The sequence below is a fragment of the Euzebyales bacterium genome, assembly GCA_036374135.1.
Lineage (GTDB): Bacteria > Actinomycetota > Nitriliruptoria > Euzebyales > JAHELV01 > JAHELV01.
Map to the genome: position 1 here is coordinate 36,626 of DASUUK010000010.1, position 21,283 is coordinate 57,908.

Annotated in this window: 21 protein-coding genes; 10 read left to right on the forward strand and 11 right to left on the reverse strand. The window is 70.9% G+C overall.

Annotation, left to right across the window (positions count from 1 at the left end):
* The first annotated feature begins 127 nt into the window (after positions 1–127).
* The 5 genes from VFZ70_01315 to VFZ70_01335 all read left to right on the forward strand — a co-directional run bounded on the left by VFZ70_01315 (position 128) and on the right by VFZ70_01335 (position 3,561).
* On the forward strand, positions 128–595 hold the full coding sequence (locus VFZ70_01315) for a GNAT family N-acetyltransferase (GenBank protein ID HEX6254426.1): 468 nt from the start codon (positions 128–130) through the stop codon (positions 593–595).
* Positions 596–717: 122 nt separating this feature from the next.
* Complete coding sequence (locus tag VFZ70_01320; GenBank protein HEX6254427.1) at positions 718–1,272, forward strand: isochorismatase family cysteine hydrolase; 555 nt, start codon at positions 718–720, stop codon at positions 1,270–1,272.
* Positions 1,269–2,189, forward strand: a complete 921-nt coding sequence (locus VFZ70_01325; GenBank protein ID HEX6254428.1) for a proline dehydrogenase family protein — start codon at positions 1,269–1,271, stop codon at positions 2,187–2,189. Before VFZ70_01320 ends, VFZ70_01325 begins: the two co-directional genes overlap by 4 nt.
* 133 nt (positions 2,190–2,322) lie before the next feature.
* Positions 2,323–3,147 carry a pyrroline-5-carboxylate reductase gene (gene proC, locus VFZ70_01330; protein ID HEX6254429.1) on the forward strand — a complete coding sequence of 275 codons (825 nt, stop codon included), beginning with the start codon at positions 2,323–2,325 and terminating at the stop codon, positions 3,145–3,147.
* A gap of 138 nt (positions 3,148–3,285) precedes the next feature.
* Entirely contained in the window at positions 3,286–3,561 is a 276-nt protein-coding gene (locus tag VFZ70_01335) for a hypothetical protein (GenBank protein HEX6254430.1), read from the forward strand.
* 72 nt (positions 3,562–3,633) lie between these two features.
* Here the strand turns inward: VFZ70_01335 and VFZ70_01340 are convergent, their stop codons facing one another.
* From VFZ70_01340 to VFZ70_01375, 8 genes are all read right to left on the reverse strand, one after another.
* Positions 3,634–4,731: an alcohol dehydrogenase catalytic domain-containing protein gene (locus tag VFZ70_01340; GenBank protein ID HEX6254431.1), complete on the reverse strand. Its 1,098-nt coding sequence runs from the start codon at positions 4,729–4,731 to the stop codon at positions 3,634–3,636.
* 2 nt (positions 4,732–4,733) lie between these two features.
* The gene (locus tag VFZ70_01345) at positions 4,734–5,876 is read right to left on the reverse strand and encodes a mandelate racemase/muconate lactonizing enzyme family protein (GenBank protein ID HEX6254432.1); all 1,143 of its coding nucleotides are present in this window, start codon (positions 5,874–5,876) and stop codon (positions 4,734–4,736) included.
* Positions 5,877–5,997: 121 nt separating this feature from the next.
* On the reverse strand, positions 5,998–7,488 hold the full coding sequence (locus tag VFZ70_01350) for an aldehyde dehydrogenase (protein ID HEX6254433.1): 1,491 nt from the start codon (positions 7,486–7,488) through the stop codon (positions 5,998–6,000).
* A 53-nt stretch (positions 7,489–7,541) separates the two neighbouring features.
* Complete coding sequence (locus VFZ70_01355; protein ID HEX6254434.1) at positions 7,542–9,299, reverse strand: hypothetical protein; 1,758 nt, start codon at positions 9,297–9,299, stop codon at positions 7,542–7,544.
* A gap of 189 nt (positions 9,300–9,488) precedes the next feature.
* Positions 9,489–10,514: a glycine betaine ABC transporter substrate-binding protein gene (locus VFZ70_01360; GenBank protein ID HEX6254435.1), complete on the reverse strand. Its 1,026-nt coding sequence runs from the start codon at positions 10,512–10,514 to the stop codon at positions 9,489–9,491.
* Positions 10,515–10,575: 61 nt separating this feature from the next.
* Complete coding sequence (locus VFZ70_01365) at positions 10,576–11,424, reverse strand: ABC transporter permease (protein HEX6254436.1); 849 nt, start codon at positions 11,422–11,424, stop codon at positions 10,576–10,578.
* Positions 11,421–12,596, reverse strand: a complete 1,176-nt coding sequence (locus VFZ70_01370) for a betaine/proline/choline family ABC transporter ATP-binding protein (protein ID HEX6254437.1) — start codon at positions 12,594–12,596, stop codon at positions 11,421–11,423. The genes VFZ70_01365 and VFZ70_01370 overlap by 4 nt, the downstream gene beginning before the upstream one ends.
* Positions 12,597–12,648: 52 nt before the next feature.
* Positions 12,649–13,299 carry an ABC transporter permease gene (locus VFZ70_01375; GenBank protein ID HEX6254438.1) on the reverse strand — a complete coding sequence of 217 codons (651 nt, stop codon included), beginning with the start codon at positions 13,297–13,299 and terminating at the stop codon, positions 12,649–12,651.
* Positions 13,300–13,570: 271 nt separating this feature from the next.
* On the opposite strand from VFZ70_01375, the gene VFZ70_01380 reads away from it, so the two are divergent.
* The 5 genes from VFZ70_01380 to VFZ70_01400 all read left to right on the forward strand — a co-directional run bounded on the left by VFZ70_01380 (position 13,571) and on the right by VFZ70_01400 (position 19,030).
* On the forward strand, positions 13,571–14,974 hold the full coding sequence (locus VFZ70_01380) for an efflux RND transporter periplasmic adaptor subunit (GenBank protein ID HEX6254439.1): 1,404 nt from the start codon (positions 13,571–13,573) through the stop codon (positions 14,972–14,974).
* A 10-nt stretch (positions 14,975–14,984) separates the two neighbouring features.
* Positions 14,985–15,686, forward strand: a complete 702-nt coding sequence (locus VFZ70_01385) for an ABC transporter ATP-binding protein (GenBank protein HEX6254440.1) — start codon at positions 14,985–14,987, stop codon at positions 15,684–15,686.
* Entirely contained in the window at positions 15,683–16,867 is a 1,185-nt protein-coding gene (locus VFZ70_01390) for an ABC transporter permease (protein ID HEX6254441.1), read from the forward strand. Before VFZ70_01385 ends, VFZ70_01390 begins: the two co-directional genes overlap by 4 nt.
* A 114-nt stretch (positions 16,868–16,981) precedes the next feature.
* Positions 16,982–18,142, forward strand: a complete 1,161-nt coding sequence (locus VFZ70_01395) for an acetoin utilization protein AcuC (protein ID HEX6254442.1) — start codon at positions 16,982–16,984, stop codon at positions 18,140–18,142.
* A gap of 108 nt (positions 18,143–18,250) precedes the next feature.
* A complete protein-coding gene (locus VFZ70_01400) occupies positions 18,251–19,030 on the forward strand; it encodes a phosphatase (GenBank protein ID HEX6254443.1) in 780 nt (259 codons plus the stop codon).
* Positions 19,031–19,132: 102 nt separating this feature from the next.
* Here the strand turns inward: VFZ70_01400 and VFZ70_01405 are convergent, their stop codons facing one another.
* From VFZ70_01405 to VFZ70_01415, 3 genes are read right to left on the reverse strand one after another with little or no spacing between them, the layout of a single operon-like run.
* Positions 19,133–19,834: an anti-sigma factor gene (locus VFZ70_01405; GenBank protein ID HEX6254444.1), complete on the reverse strand. Its 702-nt coding sequence runs from the start codon at positions 19,832–19,834 to the stop codon at positions 19,133–19,135.
* Positions 19,835–19,889: 55 nt separating this feature from the next.
* Positions 19,890–20,471 carry a sigma-70 family RNA polymerase sigma factor gene (locus tag VFZ70_01410; GenBank protein ID HEX6254445.1) on the reverse strand — a complete coding sequence of 194 codons (582 nt, stop codon included), beginning with the start codon at positions 20,469–20,471 and terminating at the stop codon, positions 19,890–19,892.
* Between the two features lie 7 nt (positions 20,472–20,478).
* Positions 20,479–21,189 carry a class F sortase gene (locus tag VFZ70_01415; GenBank protein ID HEX6254446.1) on the reverse strand — a complete coding sequence of 237 codons (711 nt, stop codon included), beginning with the start codon at positions 21,187–21,189 and terminating at the stop codon, positions 20,479–20,481.
* Positions 21,190–21,283 lie beyond the last annotated feature (94 nt).

Here is a 21,283-nt window from a genome sequence, read left to right on the forward strand (position 1 = left end):
CCGGTGGTCGCTGGACCGGGGATCCGCCCCTCCTTGACCGGCGCGCGCGTGCTTGGGAGGACGGGCGGCGCGCCTCGGATCCGCGCGGCGGGGGCGGTCGCCGCGGGTGTCGCCGTGCTGCACGCCCATGGAAGGCGACGGGCGCTACGGTCTGCGGATGCATTCCGACGTCGCAGCTGTGCACGAGGTCACCGACGAGCTCATCGCGGCGATGGCACGGTTGCTGCCGCAGCTGTCGCCCGGGGCGGCGGCGCTCGATGCCCAGCAGCTCCAACAGCTCATCGACGCCGACGCCACGACCGTGCTCGTGGCCCGGACGGCCGAGGGGATCGTCGGCACGCTGACCCTCGTGCTCTTCGCCGTGCCGACCGGAAGGCGGGCGCGCATCGAGGACGTCGTCGTCGACCGGTCCGCACGCGGGCAGGGCGTCGGGGCCGCCCTCACGCTCGAAGCTGTGCGGTTGGCGCGGGCCGCGGGTGCCCGGACGATCGATCTGACCTCGCGGCCGTCGCGGCAGGCCGCCAACCGCCTGTACGAGCGCCTCGGCTTCAACCCGCGGGAATCACGGGTGTACCGCTACAGCAGGCAGCTGTAGCTGACGCCGTGCCGGACATGCCGCCGGAACCGTGGCCGCTGTGACACCATGCATCCGCAGTGCGTGAACATCGGCGGTGCGGGCAAGCCTGACGGTAGCTGCCGGCACGGGAAGGGACGGGCATGGCGCGCGCGCTGATCGTCGTGGACACACAGAACGGGTTCCTGCGCGAAGGCAACCTCGCCAGCGAAGACTGCCTGGCGGCGCTGCCTGCCATCCAGGCCGAGGTTGAACGTGCGCTCGCGGCGGGCGAGCGCGTGTTCTTCACCGCCGACACGCACGAGCCCGACGACAAGGAGTTCGAGATCTTCCCGCCGCACTGCGTCCGCGGCAGCCACGAGGCCGCGCTGGTGGACGAGCTGCGGGGCTACCTCGAGCGTGACGATTGCCACCTGGTCGCCAAACGCCGGTACTCGGCGCTGTTCGAGACCGAGCTCGAGGGCCTGTTGCACCGCTTTGACATCGACGACGTCCGGATCTGTGGCGTGTGCACCGACATCTGCGTGCAGCACACGACTGCGGACCTCCGCAACCGCGACATCGCGGTGACCGTGGTCGCGCCGGCGACCGCGACGTTCGATGCGCCTGGTCACGATGTGGACGAGGTGCAGCAGTTCTCGCTGGCACACATGGAGCACATCCTCGGCGCGACCATCGAGCCGGCGGCGGCGCCATGAAGGTGCTGCGACAGGCGCTCATCGCGGCGAGCGAGAGCGACGTACTGGAGCGGCAGGTCACCACGCGGGACCTGACACGTCGCATCGCCATGCGCTTCATCGCCGGCGAGACGCTCGATGACGGTCTCGCGGCCGTCCGGGACGTGGCCGCGCGGGGCTGCACGGCCACGCTGGACTTCCTGGGCGAGGCGGTCAGCAGCGCCGATGACGCACGTCGCGCGCAGGACAAGATCGTGGCGGCGTGTGCCCGCATCGGCGACGAGTCACTGCCGTCGGGCATCTCGGTCAAGCCGACCCAGATGGGCCTGACGCTGGACCAGGACCTGGCGTTCAAGCTGATCGCGGAGATCGCGAGCGAGGCGAAGCGGTTCGGGGGCCATGTCAACATCGACATGGAGGGCTCGGACACGACCGAGGCGACTGTCGCGCTGACGGAGCGGCTGCGCGACGCGGGACACGACAACGTCGGATGTGCGCTGCAGTCCTACCTGCACCGTACGCCGGACGACATCGAACGGTTGACCGCGGCGGGAGCCAGCCTGCGCCTGATCAAGGGCGCCTACGACGAGCCACCGGAGGTCGCCTACCAGAACAAGGCCGAGGTCGACGCCAGCTTCCGCCGCAGCACCGACTGGTTGCTCGAACACGGGCACTACCCGAAGATCGCGACGCACGACAACGCGTTGATCGAGTACACGAAGCGCACGGTGATCCGCCTTGGCCGCTCGCCGGACGACTTCGAGTTCCAGATGCTGTACGGCGTGCGCACGCCGCTGCAGGACGCGCTCGCGTCCGCCGGCTGGCGGATGCGTGTCTACATCCCGTTCGGTGCACAGTGGTATCCGTACTTCATGCGGCGCATCGCCGAACGGCCGGCGAACATGGTGTTCTTCATGCGGGCGCTCGTCGGCTCGTGACCCGCCGGGACCGCCGGCGCGTCTGCTGAACGTCACCGTCCGCGGTGCCGGCCTGCCGCGGGAGGACGCGCGTCGATCGCGTCGTACCACCAGATGCGGTCAACCCGCCGCGCGCCGGTTAGGCTCGTGGCCCATGAGCGACAGCGAGCTGCAGAACCCACGACTGACCATCCTCGGCGCCGGACGCATGGGAGAGGCGCTGCTCTCGGGCCTCTTGCGGTCCGGCGCGTGGCGCACCGACCAGATCGTGTGCACGACCCGGAGCGAACGGCGGGCCACCGAGGTCGCCGAACGCCACGACGTCACCGTCCACACCGACTCTCCGGAAGCGGCGGCTGGCGCGGACATCGTGCTGCTGGCCGTGAAGCCGCAGAGCATGGCGGTGCTGCTGAACGAGATCGCGCCCAAGCTGCACCGCGGCCAGACGGTGATCTCGGTCGCCGCAGGGGTGTCGACGACGACCATCGAGTCCGCCCTGCTCGAGGACATCCCCGTCGTGCGGGTGATGTCGAACGTGCCGGTGCAGGTCGACGAGGCGATGAGCGTCCTGGCGGCCGGCGCCCACGCCGGGCCCGCGGACGTCGAGGTCGCCCGCACCATCTTCGGGCACGTCGGCAAGGTGCTCGAGCTGGCCGAGGAGCAGTTGGACGCCGTCACCGGCCTGTCAGGTTCGGGCCCCGCCTACGTGTTCCTGTTGGCCGAGACGATGATCGAGGCCGGCATCCTGCTGGGGATCTCGCGTGACGTCGCGACCGAGCTGATCACCCAGACGATGGTCGGGAGCGCCAAGATGCTGCGTGACACCGGACGGCATCCGGTCGAGCTGCGCGAGTCGGTGACGTCACCGGGTGGCACGACCATCGCCGGCATCCGCGTGCTGGAGCAGGAGCGCGTGCGCGCCGCGTTCATCAACGCGATCGAGGCGGCGACGCTGCGGTCGCGCGAGCTCGGCGCCTGACCTCATCCGCCGGGACCGCACGGTCCGGGAGACGGACCCGGCGGCGGGAAAGTGTGGGCGAGGCCGGCATGTGCCGATAGCATTGCCTGTATGAACGCCCTAGACCCCTCCGGTGCGATGACCACCTCACGATCCGGTGTGCGTGCCAAGCTGCTCGAGGAGTTCGAGGGCGCCTGGCGCGACGGTTCGCCGGTGTTTGCGTGCTGCCGTCGCAGCGTCGCGACCGCCGTCGGCGACGTCGACCTCGTCGAACTCGCGGCAGCCGGCCCCACCGAGCGTGTCCACATGCTGCGCGGCCCCGTCGAGGCGGCGCAACCCGAGCACCTCGCCGCCCACCGGTGCTGCTCGAACCACCTCGCCGATCTGGCGTTCGACGCGCCCGATCTGATCGCCGCGCCGATCCACAGCAGCTGACCGGCGCCCGCCTCGGCGGGGCGGTAGCCGAAGCCAGGCGTGACGGGGATCCGCGCAACCGCGCGGCGGCGTTCAGAGATCCGGGCGCACGACCTGTCGCGCCGTCACCTCGCCGTCACGGAGCCGCCGGACCGCCTGCGGCAGTCCGTCCAACGGGATCTCCTCGACCAGCGGCGCGAGCACGACGTCGCCGTCGAGCACGTTCCGGGCCAGCGCCGGGAGGTCGCGCTCGGGCTCGACGCCGCCCAGATAGGTGCCGACCAGGCGCTTCTCCGCGATCAGCTCGAACGCATCCAACGTGATGGTGGCGGTGGTCGGCAGGAGCCCGACGACCGTCGCCTGACCTCCGGGGGCGAGCGCACGCCAGGCGGCCTCGACCGTCGCGGGAAGACCCAGGACCTCGAAGCAGTGGTCCACACCACCCCCAATGACCGCGCGGACCAGGACGTCCGCGGGCCGATCGTCGGCCTCCAGCGCATCGGTCGCGCCCAACTCCACCGCCAGGCGCAGCGCCGCCGCGTTGCGATCGATCGCGATCACCCGCGCGGCACCCGCCCGTGCGGCCGCCTGCACGACGTTCAGACCGACGCCGCCGCAACCGATCACGGCGACGGACTGGCCAGTCCGCACCCTGGCCGCGGTGCGGACCGCCCCGAACCCGGTGGCGACCGCGCATCCCAGCAGTGCCGCGTGGACCGCCGGCAGGTCGCAGGACACCGGGACAGCCCCCGACCGCGGGACCACTGCGTACTCGGCCCATGACGACACACCGGTGAAGTGGTGCAACGGCGCGCCGTCGAGGCGGAGCGCCGTGGCGCTGCCGTCGATCGTGCCGGTGCTGGCCAGCGAGGCCGCCCACGCGCACGCACGTCTGTGGCCGGCGGCACACGCGGCACACCGGCCGCACCACGGCAGGATCGTCAGCACCACCTGCTCGCCCACTGCCAGATCGTCGACGCCGGCACCCAGTTGGACGACGCGTCCGGCCGCTTCATGACCGGGCACGATGGGCATGGGCTTCGGCAACCGCCCGTCGACGACACTGACGTCGCTGGCACAGACACCGGTCGCTGTGATCCGCACGAGCACCTCGCCCGCCGCGGGCGGACGCAGATCGACCTCCCGGATCTCCAGCGGTCCACCGGCGGCAGTGCATACCGCGGCGCGCATCCTCACGGCCGCCCCGCGATGCCGTCGGCGGTCACCACGACCTGCGCAACCCGCCGGCCCGCGACCTGGTCGGTGTCGAGGGTCACACCGAGCCCGGGCGCGTCGGGCGCGACGACCACGCCGTCGTGCGCGGTGGTGGGCGACGCGAGCATGAAGTCGCGCCGCTGGGGCGTCCACCCCGCGGGATCGCAGGGGAATTCCAGGAACGGGCCACCGCCGGCGCCGGCGCACACGTGCAGGTTGGCCAGCAGGCCGATCCCGTCGTTCCACGTGTGGGGCGTGTACCAGCGCCCGCGCCGCAGCGCGAGCTCGGCGATCGTGCGACCGCGCCACATGCCCGACAGCACGGCGTCGGGCTGGTGCACGTCGTAGCGGTCGTCCTCGACGTCGGAGACCAGCTGGTCGAACGTGCGTGTGAACTCGCCGCCGGCGATGCGGACGCGTGAGCGAGCGCGTAGGGTCGCGATCCCGCCGTGGTCGGTGGCCGGCAGCGGCTCCTCGAGCCACGTCACGTCGAGCTCCGCGAACGCGTCGGCGAACCGCTGCGCAGTCCGCAGGTCGATCGCCGGGGCGGTGTCGCCGACCATGCGCCAGGCCTGGTTCAGGTCGACCATCAACGCCATCGCGGGTCCGACGGCGTCCCGCACCGCCTGCACCTGACCGATCGAGGTGGCGGGGCGGTGCGCGTCGACCCGCAGCTTGCAGGCCCGGAAGCCATCGTCGCACAGGTCTCGCGCCACGCCTGCCAGCTCCTCGGCGTCGCGACGTGCGCCCAACGACGCGTAGGCGTCGAGGCGGTCGGCCACGCCGCCGAACAGCCGCCACACCGGCTGGCCGTACACCTTCCCGATCAGATCCCACAGGGCGGCCTCGACCGGCCACGGCCGGCCCGCGTGCAGATCGATGGTCTCCAGGCGCCGGACCTGCTGCTCGATGCGCAGCGGGTCGGTGCCGATCAGCCTCGGCAGGTGTTCGACGACCCCGTGCAGGTGGTCGCCGCCTCCGATGCCGACGTGGCCGTCGTCGGTCTCGACCCGCACGATCGTGGCGGCCAGGGTCGTGCGGGGGACGGGGTCCCAGCTGGCCACGAACGGCGGGTCGAGTGGCAGCTCGAGACGGTCCACGACGATGCGGGTGATCTTCACGTGCCGCCTGACGTCATCATCCGGACAGCGATCACACGTCCGGCGGTGTCGTTGGCGTCCGGATCGCGTCGTTGGACCGCGTCGGGCCGCGCCGCGCCACCCTGGGTCGACGGATGGCGGGTCACAGGGCGATCCAGGTCGTCTTGAGCTGGGTCAGGTGGTCGAACGCGTGCAGCGAGCGGTCGCGCCCGCCGAACCCCGACGCCTTGTAGCCGCCGAACGGGGTCGCCAGATCACTGATGTCGAAGGTGTTGACCCACACCGTGCCGGCCCGCAGCTCGCGGGCCACACGGTGCGCCCGCGTGAGGTCACGGGTCCACACCGCGGCCGCCAACCCGTAGTCGGTGTCGTTGCCCAGCGCGATCGCGCGATCGGGTTCGCCATCGAAGCGGTGCACCGTCAACACCGGGCCGAAGATCTCGTCGCGGGCGATCTGCATCGCGTTGTCGACGCCACCGAAGATCGTCGGCTCGACGTAGTACCCGCCGTCGACCGGAGCGACGGTTCGGCCGCCGATCCGCACGTCCGCCTCCCGCTGGCCCAGCTCCAGGTAGCCGGTGACGCGTTCGTGCTGCTCGCGACTGACGATGGCGCCCATGCGCGTCCCGGCGTCCAGCGGATCGCCGGGTCGTAGGCGGTCGGCGGTCTCGGCGATGCCGGCGAGCAGGTCGTCCTCGATGCCGGCCTCGACCACGAGGCGCGATCCGGCGTGGCAGGTCTGCCCGGCGTTGTAGAAGATCCCGTAGGCGATCGACCGCGCGGCGGCGCCCAGGTCGGGGCAGTCGGCGAAGACGACCTGCGGGCTCTTGCCACCGAGCTCGAGCGCGACCTCCTTGAGGTTCGACTCGGCAGCGTAGGTCAGGAAGCGTCGTCCGACCGCAGTCGATCCGGTGAACGCGACGGCGTCGACGTCGGGGTGCCGGCCGAGCGGCTCGCCGGCCGACGGGCCGTCGCCGGGCACCACGTTGAGCACACCGTCCGGCAGGCCGGCCTCGGCGGCCAGTCGACCCAGCAGCAGCGCCGACAGCGGTGACTGCTCGGCGGGCTTGAGGACGACGGTGTTGCCGACGGCCAGGGCCGGGGCGATCTTCCACGCGGCGAGGATCAGCGGGTAGTTCCACGGGATCACCGCGCCCACCACGCCGATCGGTTCACGGCGGACGAGCGCGAGCGCGTCCGGCCCGGTGGGGGCGATCTCGTCATACAGCTTGTCGATCGCCTCCGCGTACCAGCGGATCGTGTTCGCACAGCCGGGGACGTCGGCGCGCAGTGCGTCGGTGATCGGCTTTCCCACGTCGAGTGACTCGAGCAGTGCGAGCTCGTCGCGATGCGCGTCGACCGCGTCCGCGAATGCCAGCAGCGTCCGCTTGCGCGATCGGGGCGAGCGGTTGCGCCAGCGACCGTCGTCGAAGGCACGGCGCGCAGCGGCGACCGCGGCGTCGATGTCCGCGGCATCGCCGTTGGGCACCTCGGCGAGCACGCGGCCGTCGCGCGGGCTGATGTCGGCGAACGTCGATGCCGACCGCGGGTCGCGGTGCTCGCCGTCGATGAAGGGGCGGACCTCGGGTCTGAGATCCGCGGCGCGGTCGCGCCAGTCGGTGGTGGTCGTCATCGGCTCGGTCGCTTCCTGTCGTCGGACGTCGTGCGGAGGTACCGGCGTCGGTGTCATCGCCCGCCGGAGCACATCTCGATGGCCGCCGCGGCGGGATCGCTCGGGAAGCGCAGCCGAGTCAGCGACGCGGCTGCGGCGATGTTGGCGACGAACCTCTGGGGGGTCAACGGCTGCGTGATGGCAGCGTCGAGCTCGCGGAGCGGCGGGCAGGACATCGCCTCAGCCGCCGCGGCCGCGGCATCCCGCACGTCCGCCGGCACGGCACCGTCGGCGCCGTAGCGGCCCCACACCCACGACAGCGGCAACGGCTTGTCGTGGCCGGGCCGCCTGCGCTCGTCCAGCCGCAGGCGTGCCGTGTACGCGTCCGCGAGACCGAGGCGGTCGAGCACGTACACGTCCCGGCCGGCCGCCATGCCGGGCAGCCCGATGGCGCCCGCCTCGTACACGACGGTGGCGGTCGTGTGGTCGGTCAACGGGTGGGCGCCTTCGTCGACGATGAGCGAGCGCCGCCCGGCCGCGGCCAGTCGCGCCGCCCGCCGCCCATGTTCCACGCGTGCGTAGCCCGCGAAGTCGTCGAGTGTGACCGGATGCTGCGTGTCCGTCGCGAGGACGTAGAAGCTGCGCTGGTCGGAGATCCCGTCGCGCACGCCTGCGGTGCCGGCCGGCGGACGCAGTGCCACAGCGGCCACGAATGCCCAGCAGGCGACGACGGCGACCGCGCCGGCCTGGACCGGTGACCGCACGCGTAGCACGGCGACCGGAGCGAGCAGCGCGAACAGCGCCGGCAGCAGCATGCGCGCGTGCATGAAGTCGCCGCCGCCCCGTACGACCGCCAACGCGTGCAGCGCACCCGCCAGCGGTAGCGCGACGCGGACGATGCGGCGCCGACCGTCGTCGCGCGCCGCCGCAGAGGCGACGAGCGCGATGAGGGCCGCGACGGGCACGACGATGGCGTAGGTGCGCGCCAGATCGGTGACGTACAGCCAGCCCTGCGCCCAGTTGGCCTGCGTGGCCTCCTTGGCGATCGCCGTGGTCGGGACCAGCGCCGCGTAGTATCCCATCCGCAGGACCTCGACCACCGTGGGCAGCGCTGCGGCGGCGATGACGAGCGCGACCAGCGTCCGCCGGCCGTGGTGGCGGCAGATGACGAGCAACGCGACGCCGGTCACGGCACTGAACACGGCGAAGTCGGGCCGCAGCAGGGGACCGAGGCCGATGAGCACGGCCGCACCGATCAGCCGTGGCCGGCTGGCGCCTGTGTTCGGCGCGCCCGGCAGGTCCGTGCTGGCGAGCCGGGCCAGCACCGCGCAGCAGGCGCCGAGCCAGGCCGTGCCGAGGCCGGTCTCGAGACCCGACGTCGCGAAGTCCCATGCCGGTGAGAGCCCGATCCACACCAGTGCGCCGACCGGGATCAGGCGGCCGGCACGTGGCTCCAGGCGCCGCGCGCCGATCATCGCCAGACCCAGGCCCGCCACCGCGAAGGCCAGACCCATCACCACCGCCAGCCATTCGACGGGAGCCGGCACGACGACGCGGGCGACGACGAGGAGCGCGAGCCACACGGGGCTCGTCACCGCCTCGACGCGCTCGCCGATGTTGTAGACCGCACCGTGCCCGTCGAGGATGTGCTCGACGACGCGGAAGACGATGAACGCGTCATCGCCGTTCCAGCGGCGCGACCATCCCAGCAGAGCGGCGATGGCGAGCGTCGCCACCAGCACCACCGTGGTTGCTGTGGGCCGCCGGACAACGGCGCGCGCGGCCGGCGCCGTGCGCCGCCGCGTCGCGTCGATCACCGATGCCCCGGACATGTCGCACCGAGCCTACGTGCCTGACGAGGCGGAGCGGTCGGCACAGTCACGTGCCCCCGGGCGTGCGGTGGCGGTTGGTGCCGGGGTCGCCCGTTGGGTTGCCACGGTGGTGGGTGACGCGTTCGTCGTGGCGCGGACGCGGCACGGCCCCCGCCATGGCGGGGGCCGTGGTCGGTCAAGTGGTGCGGATCAGCCGCCCTCGCAGCCGCCCAGCAGGTCGTTGTCGTTCAGGAACGACTCGGCGACCGCCTGTGGCCGCTCGCCGTCGGACGACCTGCGCTTGTTCAGCTCGGTCATCTGCTCCTGCGACAGGGCCTCGGCGATCGGCGCGAAGCACGCCTCCAGCGCCTCGCCGTACTGCTCGTAGACGTCGCGCGTGAACACCGGCGACGCGTTGTACAGCGGGAAGAACGACTGATCGTCCTCCAGCACGGACAGGTCCAGAGCGGCGATGCGGCCGTCGGTGGTGAAGATCTCACCGAAGTTGCACGGGTCGCCCTTGTCGATGGCCGAGTAGATCACGCCCGTGTCAAGACCGGTGACCTCGCTGTTCGGGAACTCGTAGCCGTACTGCTCCTCCATGCCGGGCAGGCCGTCCTCGCGGGACTCGAACTCGGTCTCGACGCACAGTGACGCCTGCTCTGGGTTGTTCTCGATCAGCGGACCGAGGTCGCTGAGCGCCTCGGGATTGCCGAGCTGGTCCGCGGCCTCGCTACGGAACGCCAGGCCGTAGGTGTTGTTGAACGGCGCCGGTGCAAGCCACACCAGGTTGTTCTCCTGCAGGTCCTCCTCCCTGACCGCGTTGTACTGCTCCTCGCGGTCGGGGATCGGATCGGTGTGGCCCAGGTGGTTGATCCAGCCGGTGCCGGTGTACTCCCAGTAGTGCTGGATCTGGCCGCTCAGCAGGGCCTGGCGATTCGCGTCGGTGCCGCCCAGGTTGACCTGGTCGTCGACGCTCGCGCCGGCGGCCTCGAGCGCCGTCACGGAGATGTAGCCGAGGATCTGCTGCTCGTCGAAGTCCTTCGACCCGACGGTGATCTGCGCGCCATCGAGCGCCTCGGTGCCGGCCGTGAGCTCACCCCCCTCGCTGCCGCCGGACGCGGTCGTGGCCTCGCCACCGCCACCGCTCTCCAGCTGATCACCGCCGCCGCATGCCGCGGCGAGCAGTGCCAGCGCGGCGAAGAGCGCCAGCAGAACTGATTTCGAGCGTCGCACGTGGGTTCCTTTCGCATTCCTCGGATGCACGGCGCAGGCGCTGCCATGGCGCCAGCGTTTGTCAGAGCCCCTTGGGCTTCAGCCACTCCTCGATGAGGCCCCCGACGTAGTCGACCAGCAGCGCCAGCACGGCAGCCATCACCGCGCCGGTGATGAGCACGGGCGTCCGCTTCAGGTTGAAGCCGGTGAAGATGATGAAGCCGAGGCCACCGCCGCCGAACAGGAACGCCAGGGTCGCGGTGCCCACGTTCAAGATCAGGGCGGTCCGGACCCCGGCGAGCACGACCGGGATCGCAAGGGGCAGCTCGATCTTGCGCAGCACCTGACGCTGGGACATGCCCATGCCGCTGCCAGCCTCGAGGATGTCGCGGTCGACGCCATCCAGCCCAACCATCGTGTTGCGCAGGATCGGCAGGAAGGAGACCGCGACGAGGGCGGCGACCACGGGCACCACACCGGTGCTCGGGAGGACCGGCACGGCCCCGAAGGCGATGAAGATGATGGCCAACAGCCCCAGTGACGGGATGGCCTGCCCGGCATTGCCGATGCCGATGATCACCGGCGCCAGTCGTCGCGTCCCAGGACGGGTCGCCACGATGCCGAGTGGCACGGCCAGCGCCACGACGATGATGGTCGACAAGACCGTCAGGTAGATGTGACGTTGTGTCTGGCCCAACACGTTGTCCAGGGTGATGTTGCGCGCCTCGATCGAGTCGAGCTCCTGACCGCTGAGCCACACGACCAGCAGCACCAGCACGATGGTGACGAACACCGGGATGCTGGCGTAGTGCACCAGCTTCTGCCGCGTGGTCATCGCGTCCGGGTCGGTGCGGACCTCCGACCTGGCCGCCTGCGTGTCCAGCTGGGCCCGTCTATCGAGGCCGTCGTCGGTCTGCGTGGGCGCGCTCACGCGATCGCCTCCTCCGGCGGGAGCTTCGCGGCCCGGTAGTACTCTTCGGTCTGCTCGCGCATGCCCTGGATCGCCTGCATGATCGTGTCGATGTCGACCAGGCCCTGATAGGAGCCCTTGCCGTCGACCACGACCGCGCAACCGGCGTTGCTGACGATCATCTCGTTGAGCGCGTCCGACAGCGTGGCCTGCGGCTCGACCTGCGCCTCGTGGGGCAGCCCGCTGTTGCGCAGATCGCCTTCGCGCTTGAAGTCGGTGGCACGCAGCCACCGTTGTGGACGTCCCTGGCTGTCGAGCACCAGCAGGGCGGTCCAGTGCGACTCGTGCAGCTTGTTGAACAGCGCGTCCCGTGAGTCATCGAAGGTGCCCGTCGGTACGTCGCTGTGGTAGTCGACGTCACGCACCCGGGACAGGTTGAGCCGCTTCAGTGAGGCGCCCGATCCGATGAAGTCCTCGACGAAGTCGTCCGCGGGTGCGGTCAGGATCGTCTCGGGGGTGTCGAACTGCGCGATCACCGACTGGTCCCGCAGGATCGCGATGCGGTCGCCCATCTTGATCGCCTCGTCGATGTCATGGGTGACGAAGACGATGGTCTTGTTGATCTCTTCCTGCAGGCGCAGGAACTCGTTCTGCAGGCGCTCACGCGTGATGGGGTCGATCGCGCCGAACGGCTCATCCATCAGCATGATGTCGGGGTCGGCACTCATGGCGCGAGCGACGCCGATGCGCTGGCGCTGACCGCCCGACAGCTCCTTAGGGTAGCGGTCCCGGAACCGTGCGGGATCCAGCCCGACCGTGTCGAGCAGTTCGTCGACGCGGTCGTCGACCTTCTTCTTGTCCCAGCCCAGCAATCGCGGCACCGTCGCGATGTTGTGGTGGATGGTGCGGTGGGGGAACAGACCGATCTGTTGGATGACGTAGCCGATCTGGCGTCGCAGCTGATCGGGGTCGGCGCTCATCACGTTCTCGCCCGACAGGTAGATCTCCCCCGAGGTCGGCTCGATCAGACGGTTGATCATCTTCATGGTCGTGGTCTTGCCGCAGCCCGACGGACCGACGAGCACGACGATCTCGCCCTCGGGGATGTCCATGTTCACCGACTTCACGGCCGGCTCGGACATGCCGGGATAGATCTTTGTCAGCTCCCTGAGCTGGATCTTGTACTCGCTCACGTCGCATCCACCTTCTGTCTCGACGCCCGGGCCGGCCGCTCCACCTGATGTGTCACTGCAGTCCTTTCGACGTGGTCAGCCGTCCGATGACCTGGTACAGAGCGTCGAACAGCAGGGCGAGGATGAGGATGGCCAACGTGCCGCCGAAGATGGACTCGGTCGCTCCGACGCTGCCGATCCGCCGGATGCCGTTGTAGATCTCATTGCCCAGGCCGCCGCCGCCGATCAGGGCGGCGACCGCGGCGATGCCGACGGTCAGCTGCGTGGCGACCCGGATCCCGGTCAGGATGACCGGCCAGGCGACGGGCAGCTCCATCTGCAGCAGGCGCTGGGCGTTGCCCATGCCCATGCCGCGTGCCGACTCGATCATCGCGGGGTCGACCGACTGCAGGCCCGCGAGCGTGTTGCGCGCGATCGGCAGCAGTGCATACCCGGTCAGCGCGACGATCACCGGGCGGTTGCCGATGCCGAGGTAGGGGATCAGGGCGGCGAACAACGCGAGCGACGGGATCGTCAGGATGAGTGACGTCGTGTTCATGATCGGCCCACGCAGCAACGAGGACCGGTGGGCGATGATCCCGAGCACCATGGCGATGATCGTCGCCAGCACAATGGGGACGACGACCAGCCAGATGTGCTCGAGCGACTGCTCGATCAGGACGTCAATGGTGCCGGGTGCGGTCAGGTACTCGATGAAGCTCATCGTCTGCGTCGTCCCTCCTGTCCGCTGTGACCGCGTCGCGCGCGGCTCGTCAACGCGGCACAGCCCTCGCTCCCAAGGTTGCGGACTGCGCAACGGCCGCGGGCACCGGGCGGTATGACAACGGTAGCAGATGCCGCCGGATGGATGATAGGGGCATTTGGCGGCGGCCGGTAGGCGGTCCCGCAACGTTCGGACGGCCTCGCCCGCAACCGCTTACGCGCCGACCTACAGTGGCGCACCGGCAGGGCATCGTCGGAAGGACCGTAGCGCGGTGGACGTCGCCGGATCGCCGAGCGGGCGTCGGCTGTTGTGTGCCGCGGTCGCGGTCGTGCTGCTCGGCGGCTGCTCAGCCGACGACACGCCGGTGGTCGAGGTCACCACCGTGTCCGTCGGTGATGTGACCGAGACGATCTCCGCGCCTGCAGTCGTGCAGGCCGCCAACCGACAGGACGTCGCGGCATCGGCGCCCGGCGTGGTCGCGGAGATCCGACGGCGTGACGGCCGCCGGGTCGCCGCGGGCGAGCTGGTGGTGCGCCTCGTCAACGACGACGTCGAGTTGGCGCTCGAACAGGCGCAGGCGGCACAGGCAGCTCTGGACGCGTCGCGGTCCGGCGTGCGCATCGACCCGCCCGGAGACGCCGCCGTGGCGGCCTCGCGCCAGTCGGTCGCCGACCTCGACGCCGATGTGGGCCCTGACCTCGCGGCCGCACGCCGTCGGGCGGCGGCCATCGACGACCCTGCTGCGCGGCAGGCCGCGCAGCAGACCGTTGCCATGCTCGAGGAGACCTACCACGACGTGCGCGACGCGCTGCTCGCGACCGGTCGGGCGGCGGCACAGCAGCAGAACGCCGTCGCCGCGTCCTTCGCAGACGCACTGAACCAGGCGCTCGCGCAGGCCACCGCCGGACAGGCCGCGCAGGCGGCGGGCGCCGCCGACGCGGCCGAGGCGCAGGCCGAGGACCTCGACCTGTTCGCGCCGATCGACGGGGTCGTCGAACTCGGGCGCGCCGCCACCAGCACCACGCCGGTCGTTCCCGACGAGCTGGGGAATGGTGCCGCGGAGGCGCTCGCGGGTGGTCTGGGCGCCGCGTCCGCCGCGCAGGGTGGCAGGCTGCAGGTCGGCAGCGAGGTCGCGCCGGGACAAACAGTGTTCACCGTGTTCAACACCCGGCAGCTGTACGTGCAGGCGGACGTCGACGAGATCGACGCGCCCGCGTTGCAGGCCGGGCAGCGGGCGGAGGTGCTGCTCGACGCGTTCCCCGACCGGGCGTTCGACGGCGAGGTGACCAGCGTGGCCATCGAGGCACAGACCGGCACGACCGGCGGCGTGTCGTATCCGGTGCGCATCCGGTTGCTCGACGTCCCTGACGAGCAGCGCAGGCGCCCCCGCCTGGGCATGACGGCGAGCGCCGAGATCGTCACCGACACGGTCACGTCCGATCAGGTTGTGCCGGCCCGTTCGATCGTGCGCCGCGACGGGGGACAGGCGGTGTTCATCGTCCGGGACGGTCGTGCAGAGCTGGTCCGCGTGGACGTCGACGCGCTCGGTGAGGAGCGGGCGGCCGTGACGTCGTCGCAGCTGAGCACGGACGACCCCGTGATCGTGTCCGGGTACGAAGACCTGCTCGACGGCGATGCCGTCCGCGTCACCGATGCGTCCGCCAGCGAGCGCTGAGGCGCCGCCCGTGACTCCGGCGGTGGCGGTCGACAACGTGACGCGCTCGTACCGTCTCGGCTCACGCGACGACGGTGTGCCGGCGTTGCGGGGTGTGTCGTTCGAGATCCCCCCGGGCGCGTTCGTGGCGATCGTCGGGCCGAGCGGCTCCGGCAAGTCGACACTGCTGAACCTGTTGGGCGCGCTCGATCGGCCGACCAGCGGATCGGTCCGGCTGGAGGGGCGCGACGTCGCATCGCTGTCGGACGCGCAGCTCGCTCGCCTGCGCAACAGCAGGATCGGCTTCGTGTTCCAGCAGTTCCACCTGCTCGCGCGCACGTCGGCGATCGACAACGTCGCACTGCCGCTGGTGTACGCGGGCCTGCCGCGCGGTGAGCGCGTCGACCGCGCCCGCGACGCGTTGGTCGCTGTCGGCCTGGGTCACCGCCTCGATCACCATCCCACCGAGCTGTCGGGAGGCGAGCAGCAGCGGGTCGCCATGGCCCGCGCGCTGGTCACCGGTCCGCGCCTGCTGCTCGCCGACGAGCCGACCGGCAACCTCGACACCGCGACCGGCGACGCCGTGATGCAGCTGCTCGAGCAGCTGAACGCCGAGCGGGGGACCGCACTGATCGTCATCACCCACGATCCGGAGGTCGCCGGCCGGGCGCCGCGTCAGATCCGGCTGCGCGACGGCCTGATCGAGTTCGACGACGCTGGCGACGCGCCATGACCTTCATCGAGTCGATGCGCGTGGCGCTGACAGCGATCCGCGCCAACCGCCTGCGTTCGGGGCTGACGGTGCTCGGGGTCGTCATCGGCGTGCTGTCGGTCGTGCTGCTCGTCGCGGTCGGCTCCGGGGCGCGCGCGGTCGTGACGGCCGGCGTCGAGGATCTGGGATCGAACCTGCTGCTCGTCGCGCCGGGCAGCTTCGAGTTCGGCCAGGCGCCCACCCGCAGCCAGTTCACGCTCGAGGACATCGAATCGCTGTCGCGCCAGCTGCGTGACCGGGCGCGGGTCACCGGCTCGATCGCCAGCGGCGAACGGGTGCGCAGCGACACGGGCGCTGCGTTCACCAGCGTCATCGGCGTGACCGCTGACTTCGACGACGTGGTCAACCGACCGATCGCGCGCGGCGAGTTCCTGAACGAGTCGGACCTGGCCACGGCGCGCCGCGTCGCTGTGCTCGGTGCCACCGCCGCCGACGGCCTGTTCGGCGGGATCGACCCGATCGCGCGGCAGATCACGGTCGGCGGCCTGCGCTTCCGCGTGATCGGCACCGTCGAGCCACTGGGCTCGGCGCTCGGCGTCGACCGTGACAGCCAGGTGTACGTGCCGCTGACCGCTGCCCAGCGGCTGTTCGGCATCCGCACGATCGACACGCTGTTCGTCCGGGCCGACGACCGCGACGGTCTCGACGACGTGACGGCGACCATCGAGCGGGTGCTCTCCGAGCGGTTCGAACCCGACGAGTTCTCGATCCTGTCCCAGGATGAGATCCTCGGCGTGGCCGGCCGCATCCTCGACACGCTGACCCTGGTGCTGGCCGCGATCGCGGGCATCAGCCTGCTCGTGGGCGGCATCGGTGTGAGCAACATCATGTTGGTCTCGGTCAGCGAGCGGACCCGCGAGATCGGCTTGCGCAAGGCGCTGGGGGCACGCACGAGCGAGATCACCCGACAGTTCCTCGTCGAGGCGATCGTGCTGTGCGGCATCGGCGGCGTGCTCGGTGTGGCGGGTGGGGTGGGGTTGTCCTATGTGGCCGAGCGCTTCACACCGGTGCCCGCCGAGGTGACGTGGTGGAGCGTGGCACTGGCGTTCGGGGTGAGCGTCGCCGTGGGTGTGATCTTCGGGGTGTTCCCCGCGCGACGGGCGGGGCGCATGGACCCGGTCGCCGCCCTGCGCCGCGAGTGAGCGGCCCACCTGGCCGTGGCAGCGCGCCCCCGTGGGGCGGGGCGGGTCGGCACGCAGGTGGGGGTTGACGGCACCGGCAACAATGGGCGACGCCGTGTCCAGCGAGGAGGCCTGATGACGACCGCACTCATCTGGGGCGACGACGACCTGCACTACGACTTCGGGCCTGACCACCCGCTCAATCCCATCCGCGTGAAGCTGACGGTGGCACTGATCCGCGCATGTGGCCTCGTCGATGCCGACGGCGTCGAGGTGCTGCCCAGGGCGGCGTTCACGACCGACGACGTCCTGACCATCCACGACGCTCCCTATGTCGAGGCCGTGATGGCGGCATCCGAGGACCCCCACAGCGGCGCCGGGTTCGAATTCGGACTGGGATGGGGCGACAACCCGACCTTCGCCGGCATGCACGACGCGTCGCTCGAGGTCTGCGGTGCGTCCGTCGCCGCCGCCGAGAACGTGTGGACGGGGCGCGTCGCGCATGCCTTCAATCCCGCCGGGGGCCTGCACCACGCGATGCGCGGCCGCGCATCGGGGTTCTGCATCTATGACGACCCCGTCGCGGCCATCGAGTGGCTGCTGGCCAACGGCGCCGGCCGCGTCGGTTACGTCGACGTCGACACCCACCACGGCGATGGTGTCCAGGCCTACTACTACGACAACCCGCGGGTCCTGACGATCAGCTTGCACGAGTCCGGTCGCTATCTGTTCCCCGGCACCGGGTTCACCGATGAGATCGGAGAGGGTGACGCGCGCGGGACCGCGCTCAACGTGCCGCTCGAGCCGGCCACGACCGGTGACATCTGGTTGTCGGCGTTCGACGCGGTGGTGCCCGACGCGCTGGACGCCTTCGCTCCCGACGCGCTGGTCACGCAGCTCGGGTGTGACACCCACGCGACCGATCCGCTGGCGCACCTCGGCCTGATCACCGACGACTACATGAGCGTCGCGACACGATTGCACGACCTCGCCCACCGCCACGCGCATGGTCGGTGGGTCGCGCTGGGGGGTGGTGGCTACCAGCTGGCGACTGTGGTGCCGCGTGCCTGGACGATCTACTTCGCCGAGCTGTGTGGCGGCGACCTGCCGCACGAGGTGCCGTGGGGCTGGTTGCACGAGGCGGAGGCGGCGGCGGGCGTGCGGCCGCCGCCGACCTTCCACGATCGCCAGGTGATGCTGCTACCCGAACGGGAGGAGCGGGTGCGCCACGCAGCCGACGACGCGGTCGAGCGCCTGCGACGGACGGCCTTCGACCACCTCGAGCGGCACACCTGAGCGGCGCCGGTCGGGGCCGTGCGGCACTCTGGCAGCAGTCGGCGCCGGTCCCGGGACGAACGGGCGGCCGCCGGCGTGCGATGCTCGACCGACGCGACGGGGACGCCGATGACCACCGAGCTCACGACGGAGCTGGCCGACCATCTGGTGCACGCGCAGCTGGCCGGCGAGGTCCAGACGAGCCCGCGAAGCACGATCAACAACTGTCACCGGATGGCCCGCGGCCACGACAACTACACATTCGGTCTCGACGACTGGCGGGAGATCACAGCGCAGGACGCCATCGACGCCGTGCGCGTGATCTGCGGCAGTGACCCGCTCGACGCCGACGATCCGGACGGCCCGGGATGGATCGATCCCGACGCCGCGCTCCGTGGCATCGCGGTGCACCGTCGCCGGCTGCGCCAGGCCGCCGGGTCGGGCGGTGTGCGCGCGTTGTTCGCCACCGGGCATCCCACAGGGCTGCTCGCCCATTACCAGGCGCTGGCGCGTGCGTTGCAGCAGCACGGAAGTCTGCTGCTTTCGCCACTGGACGACGAGTGGGTCGACTGGGACCGTACGGGGCGGCAGCTCGGCATCCGCTTCCTCGACGGTGTCGCGTGCGTGTACGACGGCGGATCGCTGCGCCACACGCACCGCAGCGTCTTCATGGAAGCGATGCTCGGGGCGCTGGACGTCGGGACCGTGGACCTGGTGGTGGGTGACCACGGCATGGCGGGTGCCGCGATCGCCGCAGGTGTGCCGGCGCTGTCGATCGCCGACGTCAACGACCCCGCCCTGCCGGTCGCGCAGGTGCGCGGTCGCACCGACGGGGTGCTGCCGATCGACGACAACCTCGCGCCCGCGAAGTTCGTGCCCGTCACCGCCGCGATGCTGGATTGGCGCTGAGGGAAGGGTGGCGGCGGTGGCGGTCCTGCGCGTGTTTCGTGGAACCAGGCTCCGCGAAGTTCGTGCCCGTCACGGCCGCGATGTTGGATTGGCGCTGAGCGGTCAGGTCAACGGTTCGAGACCTCCGCGCAGGACGCTGTCGGTGGAGTGCGTGGGATCACCGTCGGCTGGTTCACGTGAGATGTCGACCACCGAGAACACGTCCACGTCGACCGCTGCCGGGACCTGGTAGACACGCCCGGCGTCGATCGGACCGAGTGACACCATCTCGGTACCGTCCGCCGCGAGCAGCCACAGCTCGTAGTAGCCGTCGATCGCGGGCAGGGTCACCGTATCGACCCGCAACGCACGCTGGTCGCCCTCGGCGGTGAGCACCGCCGAGCCCCCGTCGATCTCGGCGAGCGGCTCGAGCGTCGCCTCCGCGACCACATCACCGCCGTCGGCGCCCCCGTCGCCCATCATCGGCAGGAGCGCTGCCGCGGCCAGCACGACGACGAGGACGAGCGCGGCCGCGGCGGCCCAGGGCTGTCGCCACGCGGACTGTCGAAGTTCGGCGGCGGTCGGTACCGGGATCTCGCCGACGTCACTCAACTCGCGCACGACCCGATCCCAGATCGCCTCGGGTGGCGCGGGTGGCATGTCGTCGGGCTCGGCGTGTCGAGCGCGCTCCGACACGTTGCGCAGCACCTCGACCTCGCGGGCACACCGTGCGCAGTCGTCCAGATGCTCGACGTCTCCGGAGTCGATCGACTCCGGGTCGACCGCGATCGCGGCCAACTGGTCCGGGTGCAGGTGGTCCATCATCGTCTGATCGCCGCCGCGGTCTCCGCGGACGTGTCGCCACGTTGCTGCATGCGCGTCACGGGCCGTCCGTTTCGTCGTCGAGGAAGCGTCGCAGCCGCTGCATGCCACGACGAACGTGGCTCTTGACGGTGCCCAGCGGCATGCCGAGCTTGTCGGAGATCTGCTGGTGCGTCAGATCATGGTAGAAGGCCAGTTCGAGGACGAGTTGCTGCTCGGGACGCAGCCAGCTGAGTGCCTCGGCGACCAGCAGGCGGTCGGCGGTCGTCGAGGCCTCGTCGACGATGCTGGTGCGGTCCTCCATGACCGTCCTGCGCTCACGTTCGAGGCGTCGCAGTCGGTCGATCGCCTTGAACCGGGCGATGCCCAGCAGCCATGACAGCAGGCTCGCGCGCTCCGGGTCGTACCTGCGGCGCTGCCGCCACGCTGCGACGAAGACCTGCTGCACGAGATCCTCGGCATCCTCGTTGGACGGCAACAGCCGTTGGCCGTAGGCCAGCACCGCGCCGCCGCAGATGTCGAACGCGGCGCGCAGGACGGCCGGGTCGTCGCTGCCGAACCGCGACTCGACATCGGCCTCCAGCGGCGTCCGTGGGTGCAGCCGTCCGTCCCTTGCGGAACCCCGCCGGCCGTCGATCATCGCTCGCTCAGCCGGTCGGCGTGGCGAACACGACGATGTTGTCGCGGTAGTGGCGGCTGGACGGATCGAACTCGCCGCCGCACGTGATCAGCGCCAGGCGCGGGTCTCCGTCACGGCGGAAGATGTCCCCTGTCGGCAGGTCCACCTTGGGGATCTGACGGATCTCGTCGACCACGAAGGCGCGCGTGGTGCCGTCGCTCATGTCCACCTCGACGATAGCGCCTGCCTCGAGCGCATCGAGGTGGTAGAAGACGCCCTTGCCCTGCGTGCGGCTGTCGATGTGCGCCGTGAGCACCGCTGAACCGGCGTCGTCACCCGGCGCGGGCCCGTACTCGTACCAGCCGATGCGTGAGATGTCGACGGGAACCGTCATCTTGCCGTCGGGATCGACGCCGACCGGGTCGATCGGCGATCCGGCCACACCCATCGCGTCGACGGTCAGGCTCGTCGGGATGATCTGCTCGGTCTGCACGTCCTCGAGTCGTGCCGAGGAGGTCGCGATCTTCGGCGGGCTCGGCGATTCGGACGCCGTCGCCACGCTGGGCACGGAGGGTTCGGGGGACGGGTCGGGCGCGGGCGGTGACGGCTCCGGCGATGTCGGCGAGGCGCTCCGAGACACGGTGGTGGCCACCGGCGACGCGTGCCGCGCCGTCAGGAGCGTCAGCACCATCGCGACGACGGCGGTCACCACGGCTGCCGTGATCGCTCCCGCGAGCATTCGTCGGCTCAGTAGGTCACCTCGTGGTCGGGGCGGTCCCGCGCGTCATGGGGAAACGAGGAACCGGGCGTGGGCGCTGGCATCAGCGCCCACG

Excerpts from the sequence above, each read along its gene's own strand:
- VFZ70_01315 (HEX6254426.1), top strand. The coding sequence starts at position 128 with ATGGAAGGCGACGGGCGCTACGGTCTGCGGATGCATTCCGACGTCGCA.
- VFZ70_01320 (HEX6254427.1), top strand. The coding sequence starts at position 718 with ATGGCGCGCGCGCTGATCGTCGTGGACACACAGAACGGGTTCCTGCGC.
- VFZ70_01325 (HEX6254428.1), top strand. The coding sequence starts at position 1,269 with ATGAAGGTGCTGCGACAGGCGCTCATCGCGGCGAGCGAGAGCGACGTA.
- proC (HEX6254429.1), top strand. The coding sequence starts at position 2,323 with ATGAGCGACAGCGAGCTGCAGAACCCACGACTGACCATCCTCGGCGCC.
- VFZ70_01340 (HEX6254431.1), bottom strand. The coding sequence starts at position 4,731 with ATGCGCGCCGCGGTATGCACTGCCGCCGGTGGACCGCTGGAGATCCGG.
- VFZ70_01350 (HEX6254433.1), bottom strand. The coding sequence starts at position 7,488 with ATGACGACCACCACCGACTGGCGCGACCGCGCCGCGGATCTCAGACCC.
- VFZ70_01355 (HEX6254434.1), bottom strand. The coding sequence starts at position 9,299 with ATGTCCGGGGCATCGGTGATCGACGCGACGCGGCGGCGCACGGCGCCG.
- VFZ70_01375 (HEX6254438.1), bottom strand. The coding sequence starts at position 13,299 with ATGAGCTTCATCGAGTACCTGACCGCACCCGGCACCATTGACGTCCTG.
- VFZ70_01390 (HEX6254441.1), top strand. The coding sequence starts at position 15,683 with ATGACCTTCATCGAGTCGATGCGCGTGGCGCTGACAGCGATCCGCGCC.
- VFZ70_01395 (HEX6254442.1), top strand. The coding sequence starts at position 16,982 with ATGACGACCGCACTCATCTGGGGCGACGACGACCTGCACTACGACTTC.
- VFZ70_01400 (HEX6254443.1), top strand. The coding sequence starts at position 18,251 with ATGACCACCGAGCTCACGACGGAGCTGGCCGACCATCTGGTGCACGCG.
- VFZ70_01405 (HEX6254444.1), bottom strand. The coding sequence starts at position 19,834 with ATGATGGACCACCTGCACCCGGACCAGTTGGCCGCGATCGCGGTCGAC.
- VFZ70_01410 (HEX6254445.1), bottom strand. The coding sequence starts at position 20,471 with ATGATCGACGGCCGGCGGGGTTCCGCAAGGGACGGACGGCTGCACCCA.
- VFZ70_01415 (HEX6254446.1), bottom strand. The coding sequence starts at position 21,189 with ATGCTCGCGGGAGCGATCACGGCAGCCGTGGTGACCGCCGTCGTCGCG.